11 protein-coding genes are annotated in these 14,092 nt (G+C 58.8%); 6 read left to right on the top strand and 5 right to left on the bottom strand.

Features of this window, described 5'->3' with window-relative positions; all coding sequences use genetic code 11:
• The first annotated feature begins 18 nt into the window (after positions 1 to 18).
• From IF654_RS20810 to IF654_RS20795, 4 genes are all read left to right on the top strand, one after another.
• Positions 19 to 1,413, top strand: a complete 1,395-nt coding sequence (locus IF654_RS20810; protein WP_047281986.1) for a PIG-L deacetylase family protein — start codon at positions 19 to 21, stop codon at positions 1,411 to 1,413.
• Positions 1,414 to 1,477: 64 nt separating this feature from the next.
• The gene (locus IF654_RS20805; protein WP_169835832.1) at positions 1,478 to 2,362 is read left to right on the top strand and encodes a DUF6625 family protein; all 885 of its coding nucleotides are present in this window, start codon (positions 1,478 to 1,480) and stop codon (positions 2,360 to 2,362) included.
• Positions 2,359 to 3,510 (top strand): glycosyltransferase, encoded by a 1,152-nt coding sequence (locus IF654_RS20800; RefSeq protein ID WP_047273081.1) that lies wholly within the window; start codon positions 2,359 to 2,361, stop codon positions 3,508 to 3,510. The genes IF654_RS20805 and IF654_RS20800 overlap by 4 nt, the downstream gene beginning before the upstream one ends.
• Positions 3,507 to 4,391: a glycosyltransferase gene (locus IF654_RS20795; protein ID WP_047273082.1), complete on the top strand. Its 885-nt coding sequence runs from the start codon at positions 3,507 to 3,509 to the stop codon at positions 4,389 to 4,391. Before IF654_RS20800 ends, IF654_RS20795 begins: the two co-directional genes overlap by 4 nt.
• 3 nt (positions 4,392 to 4,394) lie before the next feature.
• Here IF654_RS20795 and IF654_RS20790 read toward each other — a convergent pair whose 3' ends face one another.
• On the bottom strand, positions 4,395 to 5,612 hold the full coding sequence (locus IF654_RS20790) for an acyltransferase family protein (RefSeq protein ID WP_194862889.1): 1,218 nt from the start codon (positions 5,610 to 5,612) through the stop codon (positions 4,395 to 4,397).
• Positions 5,613 to 5,614: 2 nt separating this feature from the next.
• On the bottom strand, positions 5,615 to 7,483 hold the full coding sequence (locus tag IF654_RS20785) for a bifunctional O-antigen ligase/aminoglycoside phosphotransferase family protein (protein ID WP_169835833.1): 1,869 nt from the start codon (positions 7,481 to 7,483) through the stop codon (positions 5,615 to 5,617).
• A gap of 157 nt (positions 7,484 to 7,640) precedes the next feature.
• Here IF654_RS20785 and msbA point away from each other — a divergent pair, with 157 nt between their 5' ends.
• Together msbA and hldE are read left to right on the top strand one after the other, a co-directional pair.
• Positions 7,641 to 9,449 (top strand): lipid A export permease/ATP-binding protein MsbA, encoded by a 1,809-nt coding sequence (gene msbA, locus IF654_RS20780; protein WP_047273086.1) that lies wholly within the window; start codon positions 7,641 to 7,643, stop codon positions 9,447 to 9,449.
• Positions 9,450 to 9,619: 170 nt separating this feature from the next.
• Complete coding sequence (gene hldE / locus IF654_RS20775; RefSeq protein ID WP_047275041.1) at positions 9,620 to 11,041, top strand: bifunctional D-glycero-beta-D-manno-heptose-7-phosphate kinase/D-glycero-beta-D-manno-heptose 1-phosphate adenylyltransferase HldE; 1,422 nt, start codon at positions 9,620 to 9,622, stop codon at positions 11,039 to 11,041.
• A 48-nt stretch (positions 11,042 to 11,089) separates the two neighbouring features.
• On the opposite strand, the gene IF654_RS20770 is transcribed toward hldE, so the two are convergent.
• Genes IF654_RS20770 through IF654_RS20760 form a run of 3 tightly spaced genes read right to left on the bottom strand, consistent with a single transcriptional unit; the run spans position 11,090 to position 14,084 of the window.
• Positions 11,090 to 12,058 (bottom strand): hypothetical protein, encoded by a 969-nt coding sequence (locus IF654_RS20770; RefSeq protein ID WP_047275043.1) that lies wholly within the window; start codon positions 12,056 to 12,058, stop codon positions 11,090 to 11,092.
• Between the two features lie 41 nt (positions 12,059 to 12,099).
• Positions 12,100 to 12,912, bottom strand: coding sequence for an aldo/keto reductase (locus tag IF654_RS20765; protein WP_047273089.1), 813 nt, complete (start codon positions 12,910 to 12,912; stop codon positions 12,100 to 12,102).
• Positions 12,909 to 14,084, bottom strand: coding sequence for an NAD(P)/FAD-dependent oxidoreductase (locus tag IF654_RS20760; protein WP_047279935.1), 1,176 nt, complete (start codon positions 14,082 to 14,084; stop codon positions 12,909 to 12,911). The genes IF654_RS20765 and IF654_RS20760 overlap by 4 nt, the downstream gene beginning before the upstream one ends.
• Positions 14,085 to 14,092: the final 8 nt, after the last annotated feature.

The following is a 14,092-nucleotide window of genomic DNA, read 5'->3' as shown; positions in this document are numbered from 1 at the left end:
GCAAACAAGAGCCCAGTCATGACTCGCAAGCAACAACTCCTAAAGCGCCATCGACGCAACAAGCGCATCAGTTTGCTGATCGGCCTGGTGATACTGATTGCCTGCGGTGTGCTGGTGGCCTGGTGGCTGCCGTTAGTACTGGCCGTCCTGGGCTGGATCGCCCACGAAGCGTGGTTTGCCGACCACCTGTTTTACGCGCCTCAAGACGACTATCAGTACCGTTTTGCACCTGATAGCGAGTGCCCGGCTGTTCGCCTTGAAGGCAGTCGCCTGGTACTGGACGCGCCCATTGACCTGTGCGGCAACGAAACCCTGATCCTCGCGCTCAAGGTCAAAAGCAGCTGGCTGGGACGTTTTATCGACCCGTTTGTCGTGTTTTCCGACGACCGCCAAACCTTTGAACGGGGCGTCAATGGCCTGCGCTATGTGAACCTCACGGGCAATGCCGACGCGTTGATCGCAGGTGAGTTGAACGTTCGTGGACGTTATTGCCGGGTCATGGGCCCGCCTCAACTGTGGGTCATGCGCCAGCCTGATTACCGCGAGCAGCGTGTGATGGTGATTGCACCTCACGCCGATGATGCCGAGTTGGCGGCGTTCGGTTTGTACAGTCAGGCCAACGAGGCGTGGATCGTGACCCTGACAGCGGGCGAAATCGAGGCCGAGCACTATCAGCAGATGGGCCTTGGACGCGCTGAAGCGGCTCGGCTCAAGGGCCGTCTGCGCGCCTGGGACAGTTTGGCTGTGCCGCGCTGGGCCGGGGTGCCCGAAGCGCAATGCGCGCAACTGGGTTACTTCTGCCTGCAACTGCCCGCGATGCAGGCAGCGCCCGACCAGCCTGTGCCTTCACGCGAAGCCGACCTGACCGATACTCGGCTGTTTCGCCAGTTGAACGCGTTCGAATTGCCGGGTGACCTGGACGGTGCGCCGACCTGGAACAACCTGTTGGCTGATGTTCGCGCATTGATCTTGCGAGCCCGGCCTGATGTGTTGGTATTGCCGCATCCCGCCATCGATCCACACCCCGACCATGTCTGCGCACATGCAGCGGTCATTGAGGCGCTTGAAGGGCTGGAGTGGCAGCCGCAGACGATTTTGGGCTACGCCAACCATTTGCATGACAATGACCGCTGGCCAATGGGCAACAGCGGTGATGGCATCGCGTTGCCACCGGTGTTCGACACCGCACTCACGTTGCGGCCTTGCTGCCTGTTGTTGAGTTCAGAGCAGCAGCGTGACAAGGCCATGGCGTTGGGCATGATGCATGACCTGCAACCGCGTGCAGCGCTCAAGCGCCGGGTGCGGCGGTCGATACAGACACTCTTGGCTGGCCGAAAGCCATCGCCTTGGGGTGAAAACGAGTTTTTCCGTAAAGCGGTTCGCCGCCATGAGTTGTTTTGGCGGCTCAAATAATAAGAATAACCGTAATCAGGGGCATAGCATTGCCCTCTATCTCGACCTTTACATTGAGTTCCCCGTGATAAAACCATCGCCGCGTATTGTGTTTGTCATTCCATACTTCGGCCAGTGGCCGTTCTGGATGCCTTTTTTCCTGGAAAGTTGCCGGCGCAACCCAGACATTGACTGGCTGCTGTTCAGCGACTGCGGCGTGCCTGACAACCTGCCACCCAACGTAACAATCCAGAGCATCAGCTTTGGCGATTATTGCCGCACGGTGTCTGAGCGTCTGAATATCCACTTCGCGCCCAAAGCTGCTTATAAGTTGTGTGACATCAAGCCCGCGCTGGGTTACATCCATGAAGACCGCCTGCAGGGTTACGATTTCTGGGCGTTTGGCGACATTGACTTGGTGTACGGCAACTTGCGCAGCTACTTCACGGCTGAGCGTCTGTCGCGCTATGACCTGTTCTCGACCCACGAGCGCCGCGTGGCTGGCCATCTGTGCCTGATGCGCAATACGCGCTGCAAGCGCGAGCTGTTCATGAAAATCGAAAACTGGCAGCAGCGTTTTACCGATGATCAGCATCATGCGCTGGATGAAGGCGCATTCAGCCGCATCTTCTTGTGGCGCAAGAATTTTCCGAAGCCCTTGTTTGATCTTGTGGGCAAGTTCAACCCGTTGCGACGTACCAGCGATTTCACCGAGGCCTTCAGTACGCCGGGTGGCTGCATCAAATGGCACGACGGCACAGAAAATTTCCCGGGCCAATGGTTCTGGAAGAACGGCCAATTAACGAATGATCGTGACGGTGACCACACCTTTCCGTACTTTCACTTCGTCTGCTGGAAGCGCAATGAATGGGCGGCCTTGCCCATACCCGATCCCGTCACTGTCCAGCGTCTGGCCGCAGAGCCCGCCTGGATTATTGATGCCACCGGATTCCACCGGGGAGAGCTATGAAACGTTCCAAGGTTTTGCAGTTGCAGCCTGATTACAACGTCAAATCCCACGACTTTGCCGACCTAGCCGAGCAAATCGTGCGTGCGCTGCCCCGTGAGCGTTACGAGATCACCGCCGCGTTTTTGCGCGGGCGCCCCGGTCCGGGCGAGCCGGTGAGCAAAGCGGATCATTCCGTTTACTTCGAGTTCAGCGACAAGGCGCTCAAAGGCATGCGCATCCGCGCGATGTGGGCGTTGTACAAGTTCTGCCGCAAAGAGCAATTCGACGTGGTGATCTGCAACCGGTTCAAGCCGGTCAACATGATGTTGCAGCTTAATCGCTGGCTGAAAATTCCGCTGTGCGTGGGGATTTCCCACGGTTTTGGTGAGTACGATCGCGTCTATCGCCGCAGCCAGGCCAAGCGCCTGATCGACAAGGCGTGGCGTTTTGTTGGCGTATCGCCTGCGGTCAAGCAGTACTTGCTGGACTGCAAATGCGGCTTTACTGACGAAAATACCTACGCGATCACCAATGCCATCGACATTGAGCAGGCCGAAGCCCTGCAATTGCCGCGCGTTCAGGCACGCGAAAAGCTCGGGCTGGATCAAGATGCACGCATGGTGGGGGCCTTGGGACGACTGGTGCCTATCAAGGGGCACCGCTTCTTGTTGCAGGCTTTTGCCGCGTTGAAAGACAAATACCCGAACGCGCAACTGGCGATCATTGGCGCCGGGCGAGAAGAGTCGCGCTTGCGCGAGCAAATCCAGCAGTTGGGCCTCAATGGCCGGGCGCACTTGTTGGGCTTTCAGGAAAACGCCTTGCAGTACGTGCGCGCTTTCGACATCTGGACCATGCCGTCACTGGCCGAGGGGCTGGGGCTGGCATTGTTGGAAGGCATGAGCGGCCACCTGCCGGTGATTGCTACCGAAGTGCCGGCCATGTTGCCGTTGATTCAGGGCGCTGGCGGGCTGGCCGTCAAACCCAGCGATGTCGCCACCCTGACCGCCGCGCTCGATGACTACCTGGCGCTGCCGGACGAAGCCCTGCGCGCCAAGGGCGAACAGGCTTACCGCTATTTGCAGGAGCACCATGACATCGAGGTGTTCCGCCAGGCGTATTTAGATTTGATCGACTCAGGCTTGAGTCAGGCTCGCAAGGAACGCTCATGACACACGCTCAACCGTTGGTGACGGTGATCATCGCCTCGTACAACCACGCCCCTTACATCGAACAAAGCATTCAGAGCGTTCTGGATCAGACGTATCCGAACATTGAATTGCTGGTGGTCGACGATGGCTCGACCGACGACAGCGTGGCGCGCATCCAGCGCTTGCAGGCAGCCCATGGGTTTGATTTTCGCGTGCAGCAGAATCAGGGCCTGACCAACACCCTCAACGGCGCTATCGCGCGGGCCAAGGGTTCGTTGATCGTACCGTTCGGCTCCGACGACATCATGAAACCCGACCGCATTGCGGTTCAGGTGGAATACATGGACGGCAAACCCGAAGTCGGTATTTGCGCGGGCAACATTGAACTGATCGATGCCCAGGGCAATTTATATCCCGAGAAACGCCAGCGCCGTGATGTGCCGTTCCGTCGTCTGGACTTTGATGACATGTTTCTGGAGCGCAAGCCTTACCCGCCGGCGACCACGCTGATGATTCGCCGCGAAGCGCTGGACAAGGTGGGAGGGTTTGACCCGAGCATTCGTCTGGAAGATTTGTACATCGAGTTGAAAATCACCCACGCCGGGTACTTTATCGACGGCCTGAACGTGGTGATGGCGCAATACCGCAAGCACGCGACCAACTCGTACAAAAATCACCGGTTCATGATCGACAGCATTTTGCGCATCTACGCCCTGTTCAGCGATCACCCGCTCTACGACGAGGTGCGGTACAAGTTTCTCAACTCCATGTTCCTCAAAACAGCCAACCGTGACCGGGCGCTGGCCCGAGAACTGCTCAAGCAGATCCCGTTCAAGCACTGGACCGGCAAAACCTGGCGCGGTCTGGGGCGGTTGTATTTTTCGCCGTTGGAAAAGAGCTAAAGGTCAGGCTTCGTCCTTCAAAGACGCGGTTGATTTGAAAGCAAGGCGCTTGCGCAACCTGTGTGTGACGTTCTTGCCTGCTTGCATGCCTGGCTTCTCGATGAATGAGAACGTCAGGCTGCTGACAACAATCAGCAACACGCTACCCACTGCACCCAGTGCAAGAAAGATCAGCGGTTGTTTGATATCCCACAGCATCACCAGCGGCAGACGGTTCATCAATAGCCAGATCATCAGCCCATGCAACAGATATGTGCTGTAGCTGATTTCCCCCATCCAGCGAATGCTGCGCAATTTCAAGGCACCGAACAAGGTATTGCCCGAAGCCACGATGCAAAAGAAACCTGTTAACAGCACCAGCGGTGCAAGCGCGAAGCTTTTGCGGAACATGAACAGCACCACAATGATCAACAAAAGTGCGATGCAGGTGGCGATACGGGACTGGCCCCATGCCACCCATTTAGGCTGGCGTACCCAGTAAGCGGCTGCAATGCCGCCAAGGAAACTCATCAGGATGTGTTTTTTCAGCGAGTGTTCCCAGCCGACAATCTGATACAGCGCATAAATGCCCAGCAGGCATAGCACGGCCTGTTTCCAGTTTTTGCGATAGAGAAACACCATCCCGAACAGCGGCAATGCCATGTAGAAGAACACTTCGTAGCTGAGTGTCCAGGTGACGTTGGAGATCAGCATGCCGGTTTGTGGGTACTGATTGATGTCTGGCCGGTCAAATACCAGCCAGGCCAGGATCTGTTTGGCCACGACCAGCGGCTCATCCTCGAAACGCCAGCCTTGCAGGTAAAACACGCAAAGAATGACCACCAGCAGCAGCGGTAAATAAAGCGGGTAAAGGCGGAATACGCGCGAGATGGCAAAAGCTAGCCAATCATGGTTGCGCCCATGTTTGATCAGTCGTCCCCAGAACAGGAACCCGGTGATCATGAAGAACAGCGCGACACTGGCCAGCCCGATTTGAGCGTAAAAGTAGTTCTGCGGCACGTTGAACACGCCGGTGTGCAAGTAAATCCAGGTAATGGCACTGTGATGGATAAACACCCCGAACGCCAAATACCCGCGCAGTCCATCCACACTGGAAAAACGGTTTTCGCCGACATGCTCAAGGCTTCCCCGGATTCGCGGGAAATAGCGGAGCAACAACGCTGAAGTGGTAATCGCCAGTGCGTAAGCAATCACGGCCCATAACGGGTTGTTGCTCCCCAGGCTCAACTGACGGTGCTCCCAGTCTGGCCCAGCTGTTCAATCTGGCGCCTCAAGCGGCCAACGGCAATTTCCGGGGCAAGGCTGGCATAGCCATCGAGCAACGCTTGCAGCTGCTCTTCGAACAGCCAGCGGCGGTCTTCGGGGTAACGCTGCATGTGGCGCAGGTTGCGTTGACGTAAAGCAAGCCTCAGGGGCAACGGGTACAGGTGCAGGTCGGCAATGTCGATCAGGCCAAACTCACCGTCGTCCATCAGTAAGACGTTGCCCAGATGCAGTGAGCGGAAGTAAACGCCTTGTTCGTGCAGCAACGCCAGAAACTTGCCGAAACGCTCCACCAGCGCCTGTCGCATCGCGCCGGAGCCCATCGACTGCATCACTTGTCGCAACGTTTGGCCAGGCAATGGCTGATACAGCACGCCGCTGCTGCCGTCGGCAAAGACATACAGGTCCAGAATGGCGGGTGCGGTAATGCCCAGTGCTTGCAGGCGCTCGCTATTGACGGCAAAACGCTGTGAATAAGGATTGAAACTGCCGGAGGTATAGCAGCGGCGCTCGCGGAAGAGTTTCAGGAAATTGCCGTTTTCCAGTCGAAGGACTTTTGGTCCCAGGCCGTCCTCTTCGATCACTTTGGCATTGGTCTCAAGAGCCTTGAAGTCGGCTTTGTTCAAGCACTTGACCGGTCGATCGAGAACGGCCTTGAGCCGCTGGCCCACGCTTAATGCCGCGATCAGTGCCAAGGGAATCCATAGCAGGTACCAGTGTTCTTTTGGCCGCGGCAGGATGCCCCCGCCTTCTGTCAGCGCGGCGCCAATGCCGTACACCAGCCAGGCGGAAGCCAGAATGAACAGGGGATTTACGCGGTGGCGCCAGCTGTTGTACAGGCCCCACAGTTGCATGAACGCCCATGGGATAAGGCCAACAATGCCGACGTAGTAAAGAACGCCCAATGCAAAGTTGTGTGGTTCGCTGAGGAAATAGCCGGAGTTTTCGAGTTCCAGCGCCAGTGGAGCTTCATAACCATGGCCGAAGAAAGGCTTTTGCCCGATCAGTTCAAGCGCCATGCCCCACAATTCAAAGCGAAACGAACTGCCACGGCTGAAAATCATCTCGGAGAACAGCGCAAAGACCACCACAGCGCCAGCGATGAGCATGCCCATCAAGGCCAGCGAGCGGCGATTCCAGCAAATGAAACTGAGCCAGATCATGCTCAACACCACCGCGACCAGCGGTGTTCTGGAACCTGTGGCCAGCAGCGCGGCAAACATGATGAGGCACGCGGGGGCCGCTGCCAGAACAATGGCTTGGCGCTTGCTGGTCATGCCGAGGGTCAGCCAGTAAATGCAAAAGAAACCAAACGCATGGGAACTGAGGAGCGGGTTGTCGAAGGCACCAGTGCCCACCATCCGCGCTTCCGGTGAATAGATGCCGGCAAACACATACAAGTTGTAAACGGTCATCACCAGCGCAACGATCGCGGCGCCGAAGAACACAGGTTGCAGGCTTTCGCTGCGGTATTTGACCAGCAGCGAGCACCCCAAAAACAGCATCAGGATATGCAGCGGAGGCTTCAGCAGGCCGAGCGGACTGTTATCGGTCGGGCTCCAGATCAGGGTGATCATTGCCCAGGCGATAAACGCGAGCATGCCCAGGATCAAGGGCTCTTGAAGCAAGGTTTTCATCTCGCGCGGTCGCAAGAGAAGGGCAATCAGTGTCGGAATACTGAACAAACCGTAATACAGTTTGTGGTGGATGCTGCGGTCGGGCACAAAATACAAATCAGATAGAAGCAAAAAAAGCCCGACAGGCAAAAGCCACAGGCAAATGAAATCGAACATCCGATGTTTTGAGTAGCTCAAGTAACTGAATTGCATGCTGAAAGGTTCATTCCAGGTTTTGGATGACCATATTAACGTAATGGCCATTTAATGTCGTTTTAGGCGTCCTGTGAGACCTTGTCCCAACCGGCTGGCAGTACACCAGAGAAGCTGTGATAAAGTCAGCAACCTTTTTTCACAACTGTCGCGTGATATGACCGAATCCAGCCCCAGCTCAAGCGAATCGAGCTTGAAGATCTATCTGCGCCTCCTCAGTTATGTCCGGCCTTATATCGGTCTGTTTCTGCTGAGCATCATCGGCTTCCTTATCTTTGCTTCCACCCAGCCGATGCTGGGCTACATCCTCAAGTACTTCGTGGATGGCCTGTCCAATCCGGATGCGGTGTTGTTCCCCTCGGTTCCCTACTTGCGAGACTTGCGCCTGCTGCAGGCGGTCCCGCTGCTGATCGTCTTGATCGCGGCGTGGCAAGGTTTTGGCTCGTTCCTGGGTAACTACTTCCTGGCCAAGGTTTCGTTGGGCCTGGTCCACGATCTGCGGGTCCAGTTGTTCAACAACCTGCTGGTGCTGCCTAACCGGTACTTCGACAAACACAACTCGGGGCACTTGATCTCGCGCATCACCTTCAACGTGACCATGGTCACCGGTGCGGCCACCGATGCGATCAAGGTCGTCATCCGTGAAGGCATGACCGTGGTGTTCCTGTTTGCGTCGTTGCTGTGGATGAACTGGCGACTGACGCTGGTGATGATCGCCATCCTGCCGCTGATCGCGGTCATGGTCAGCACGGCCAGTAAAAAATTCCGCAAACAGAGCAAGAAGATTCAGGTGGCGATGGGCGACGTGACGCACGTGGCGTCCGAAACCATCCAGGGTTACCGCGTGGTGCGCAGCTTCGGCGGCGAGAAGTACGAGCAACAACGCTTCCTGAAGGCCAGCCAGAGCAACACCGACAAACAACTGCGCATGACCCGTACCGGGGCCATCTACACGCCGATGCTGCAATTGGTGATTTACGTGGCCATGGGCATCCTGATGTTTCTGGTGCTGTACATGCGCGGCGACGCCTCGGCGGGCGACATGATTGCCTACATCACTCTGGCGGGCCTGTTGCCCAAGCCGATTCGCCAACTGTCCGAAGTCAGCTCCACCATCCAGAAGGGTGTGGCGGGCGCTGAAAGCATCTTCGAGCAACTGGACGAAAAACCGGAAGTGGACACCGGTACGGTGGAGCGTGATCACGTCAGCGGTCGTCTCGACGTCCGTCACCTGAACTTCACCTACCCGGACACAGATCGCCAGGTGCTCAAGGACGTGACGTTCACGGCCGAGCCGGGCCAGATGGTGGCGCTGGTCGGGCGCTCGGGCAGCGGCAAGTCGACGCTGGCCAACCTGATTCCGCGTTTCTACCATCACAACTCGGGTGAAATCCTGCTCGACGGCATCGAAATCGAGCAGTACCGCTTGCTCAACCTGCGCCGTCATATCGCGCAGGTGACTCAGCACGTGACCCTGTTCAGTGACACGGTCGCCAATAACATTGCCTATGGCGACCTGGCCGGCGCACCGCGTGCCGATATCGAAAAAGCCGCGCGCGACGCTTATGCCATGGACTTCATCGAGCAACTGCCCCAAGGCCTCGACACACAGGTCGGTGAAAATGGCGTGCTGCTCTCCGGTGGTCAGCGCCAGCGTCTGGCAATCGCGCGGGCCTTGTTGAAAAACGCGCCGCTGCTGATTCTGGATGAAGCGACCTCGGCCCTGGACACCGAGTCCGAGCGCCATATTCAGGCGGCACTCGATCACGTCATGGAAGGGCGCACCACGTTGGTGATCGCGCACCGTCTTTCGACCATCGAGAAGGCTGACCTGATTCTGGTCATGGATCAGGGCCAGATCGTTGAGCGCGGCACCCATACTGAACTGCTGGCGCAAAACGGTTACTACGCGCGCCTGCATTCCATGGGACTGGATGCGCCCCTGACCTCGGGCGATATCGCCTGACCCTGCGCGGGAGACGGGCGTGCCCCTCTCCCGCGTTTGCCCGTGTGTAGGTCGATACGGGTAATGTAAGCCTCGTCTGATTCTCATTCCCCGCGATAAATACCGTGAACTGACCAGCGTTCACCCTGTGTTAATATCGCGCCCCTGTTCATTTTGTATGTGGGTTCTCCATGAAGTTGTCCATGCCGCGATTCGATCAAGCCCCTGTCTTGGTGGTAGGCGATGTCATGCTCGACCGTTATTGGCATGGCGGAACCTCACGGATTTCCCCTGAAGCGCCAGTACCGGTCGTCAAGGTCGAGCAAATCGAAGACCGCCCGGGCGGCGCTGCCAACGTTGCGCTCAACATCGCTGCATTGGGTGCACCTGCTTCACTGGTGGGCGTGACGGGCGATGATGAAGCCGCCGACAGTCTGGCCAATAGCCTGCAAGGTGCAGGCGTACGCGCTCTGTTTCAGCGTATTGCCCATCAGCCGACCATCGTCAAGCTGCGGGTCATGAGCCGTCACCAGCAATTGCTGCGCATCGACTTTGAAGAACCCTTCGCCACGGATGCACTGGCCTTGGGGGCTGAAGTCGACAACTTGCTCGAAGGCATCAAGGTGCTGGTGCTGTCGGATTACGGCAAAGGCGCGTTGAAAAACCATCAAGTGCTGATTCAGGCCGCTCGCGCCAAAGGCATTCCGGTGCTGGCTGACCCCAAGGGCAAAGACTTCTCGGTGTACCGTGGCGCCAGCCTGATCACGCCTAACCTCAGCGAGTTCGAAACCATTGTGGGCGGCTGCACCGATGAGGCCGATCTGGTCGCCAAGGGCGCCCGCCTGATGGCCGATCTCGACCTCGGTGCGCTGCTGGTAACCCGTGGCGAGCACGGGATGACCCTGCTGCGTCCGGGCTTCCCGGCCATGCACTTGCCAGCCCGGGCCCGTGAAGTGTTTGACGTGACCGGTGCAGGCGACACGGTCATTTCTACCTTGGCTGCCGCGATCGCCGCGGGTGAAGAACTGCCCCACGCCGTTGCGCTGGCCAATCTGGCTGCTGGCATTGTGGTGGGCAAACTCGGTACGGCAGCCATCAGCGCGCCGGAACTGCGTCGCGCCATCCAGCGCGAAGAAGGGTCCGAGCGGGGTGTGTTGAGCCTGGAGCAACTGCTGCTGGCTATTGACGATGCACGTGCCCACAACGAGAAAATCGTGTTCACCAATGGCTGCTTCGACATCCTGCACGCCGGTCATGTCACGTATCTGGAACAGGCCCGTGCCCAAGGCGATCGCTTGATCGTCGCGGTCAACGATGATGCCTCGGTGAGCCGTCTCAAAGGCCCGGGCCGTCCAATCAATAGCGTTGACCGCCGCATGGCGGTACTGGCCGGGCTGGGCGCGGTGGACTGGGTCATCAGCTTCCCTGAAGGCACTCCGGAAAACCTGCTGGCTCAGGTCAAGCCTGACGTGCTGGTCAAAGGTGGCGACTACGGCATCGATCAGGTAGTCGGCGCTGACATTGTGTCGGCCTACGGCGGCACGGTGAAAGTGCTGGGGCTGGTCGAGAACAGCTCGACCACCGCCATCGTCGAGAAAATCCGCGGCCAGTAAGGTGTGCGGGCCTGCCCCCAACCTGACCCTTCCCTTATGGGAGAAGGGTCAGGTTGAGGTGTTTTTGCGTTTCACCACCTTTCTGAATATTTGCCTGGCCTTGCCGGTCAAGCGTTTGAGCCTCGACTCTTTGTCCGGTTCGCTCAAGCCCTGCTGTTTGAGCCAGTCCTTCCAGCGAATCCGTTCTTCGCGCACCACCCAGCCTTCCTGAACCGCAAAACTTTCTGCCAGATGCAGGCCACGGGTACTTGCCGCGTGCAATTTGTCTTTGTTCAGGGTGTACAGCTCGGCACACGGCTGGCCATCGGTCAGCGGGATCAGGTACAAATCAGGCCGTTTGCGATCAAGGCGCGCCACCAGTTGATCACCTTCAAGCCGTTCGTCCACATGAAACAGGCTCAGGGATTTGGCTTCTTTGGGCACTTCCAGGCGCAAGTCATAGACCAGTTGCAGCGATGCCGTCGGTAAATGCACGTAGGCCCGCGGACGTTCCAGCAGGGGCTGGCTGCCACAGCGCACGGGACGCGCCGCGCCCGAGTTGGGTGTCAGGCGAAAGGGCAGGGCTTCGCGGTAATGCAGCGCGCTGATGTAGGGTGCCGGTAGCCAGGTCTCGTTAAAGCGTCCGCCGAGCCAGCCTTCGGGGGTTTCCAGCAGGCATTCTTCGGCCACTTCCTGAATGGCGGTGTGCAGCGGCAGATTCACCTCATGGGCCGGGACGTAGCCGGAGATCAGTTTGAGCACCACATCGCCACGATCCTGACGCCGCTGGCGCACCAATACCCAGTAATCGCGGCCCTGCCATTGCAGCGTCAGGCGTACGGACACGCCTAGATTCGCCAACTCCAGCCCGAAGCGCCCGGTATCGGCCACGTCGACCTGTCGGCGCTTTTGCAGGGTTTGCGCAAAGTTGAGCGGCATGCCGACGCTTTGGTAACTCAAGCCTTCGGCAGTGGCCTCGACAAACAGAGCCAGGGTTTTGAAGTCGCTGGGATTCTTGCGGATAAGTGAACGCGGCATGTCGGCTCCTTCTTGCGTCGGGGTCGGCCGCGTCGGCGGCATCAGGGTGTGCGCAACACCTGCGCTACCGTTGCCACGTTGTGGGCCAGGTGCAAAGGATTGATGGTGCCGACAATAGCACTGGCAACCCCATGATGACCAAACACCAGTTCGAAGCTGGCCCGCACCGGGTCAACCCCCGGGCTCAAGCAGACGTGGCCGCTGGCCAGCGCTTTTTTGACCAGAATGGCCTTGCCATGCGCCGCCGCGTAATCGATGACTGGCTTTTCGGCCTGCTCATTCAGGTTGTACGTGACCATGGCGCAATCGCCGGTTTGCAGGGCTTTCAGCCCGCCTTCAACGGTTTTTCCTGACAGGCCGAAGCCCCGGATCTTACCTTCGCGCTTGAGTTCAGCGAGCGTTTCATAGACCTCGCCCTCATTAAGAATGGCCAGATCATTGCCATCGGAGTGCACCAGCACCAGATCGATGACGTCTGTTTCTAAACGCTGAAGGCTGCGCTCCACGGACTGTCGGGTGTGGGCGGCGCTGAAGTCATGGCTGGACTGGCCGTTGACGAATTCTTCACCGACCTTGCTGACGATCACCCATTCATGACGCTGCCCGCGCAACAGCGGCCCGAGGCGTTCCTCACTGCGGCCATAGGCCGGCGCGGTGTCGATCAGGTTGATCCCCAGATCGCGCGCGAGCTTGAGCAGCATGCGTGCTTCGTCATCATCCGGGATCTGAAAACCGCTGGGGTATTTCACCCCTTGGTCACGGCCCAGCTTGACGGTGCCCAGCCCCAGCGGGGACACCGACAGGCCGGTACTGCCCAGCGGGCGATGCAGGTCGTGCAAGGTAGGTTGGCTCATGGCAGCAGTTGCTCCCAGGGTGTCTGGCCCAGTGGCGGGCGTGGCAGCTCAGGCAGGGCAGGGGCATGACCCGGTTTGATGCCGTCCTGCTCCAGGGCTTGCAGCACGCGGTCCGAGAAATCCGGTGCCAGCGCCAGTTTGGTGGGCCAGCCCACCAGCAAGCGGCCCTGATCGGACAGAAAGGCGTTGTCCGGGCGCACCAGACCCGATTGCGCGGGTTCAGCACGGTTGACCCGCAATGTGGCCCATTGCGCCTGGCTCAGGTCGACCCACGGCAGCAGGTTGCTCAGCTCTTTTTGCGCCACGGCGATTTGCTCGGCCGGTTCGCGGGCCACCCCGTCGGCCTCGGCAATATCGCCCCCCAGATACCACACCCACTCGCCATTGGCCGCCGGGTGGGTGGTCACGGTAATGCGCGGCTTGGGACCGCCGCCCAGGCAGTGCGCGTACAGCGGTTTGAGGCTAGGCCCCTTGACCAGCACCATGTGCAAAGGCCGTAACTGTTGCGCGGGAACACTGATGCCTGCACTGGCCAGTAGCTCGGCATTACCGGCCCCGGCGCTGAATACAATGCGTTGCGCGTGGATGTCACGCCCGTCGACCCGCAAGCCTACCCACTCATTGTTATCAAAGAGTGGCTCGATGGATTGGCCTGCGAGCAAACCATCCCCTGCGAGGTTGGCCAGTCGTTCAATCAGGCTCGGCACGTCGACCACCAGCTCGGCCAGGCGGTACACCTTGCCCTTGAAACGCGGGTCTTGGAGGGCAGGCGGCAATTGCTCGCCCTTGACCTGATCGACACGGCCCCGGACGGCCTTGCTGGCGAAGAAGCTGGTGAGGTTGCCCGCCAGTGTGCCCGGTGACCACAGGTAATGGGCCTGGGACAGGATACGAACGCCGCTTAAGTCCAGTTCGCCGTCACCGGCCAGCGCTTCGCGCCAGCGGCGCGGCATGTCGGCAATGGCTTCGGAGGCGCCGGTCAGTGCGCCGTGCAGCGCGTACTTGGCGCCACCATGGATGATGCCTTGAGACTTCACACTTTGGCCGCCACCCAGGCTCTCGCGCTCGACCACAATCGTCGAAAAGCCCTGTTTACGCAGGCGGGCATTGAGCCAGAGGCCGGCGACACCAGCGCCGACAATCAATACGTCGGTGGAAATTACAGATGGCATGGGCGACC

Source organism: Pseudomonas lundensis (genome assembly GCF_015377145.2).
GTDB classification, from domain to species: domain Bacteria; phylum Pseudomonadota; class Gammaproteobacteria; order Pseudomonadales; family Pseudomonadaceae; genus Aquipseudomonas; species Aquipseudomonas lundensis.
The sequence above is the reverse complement of the archived record's forward strand: the minus strand, read 5'-3'. Positions and strand labels throughout refer to the sequence as shown.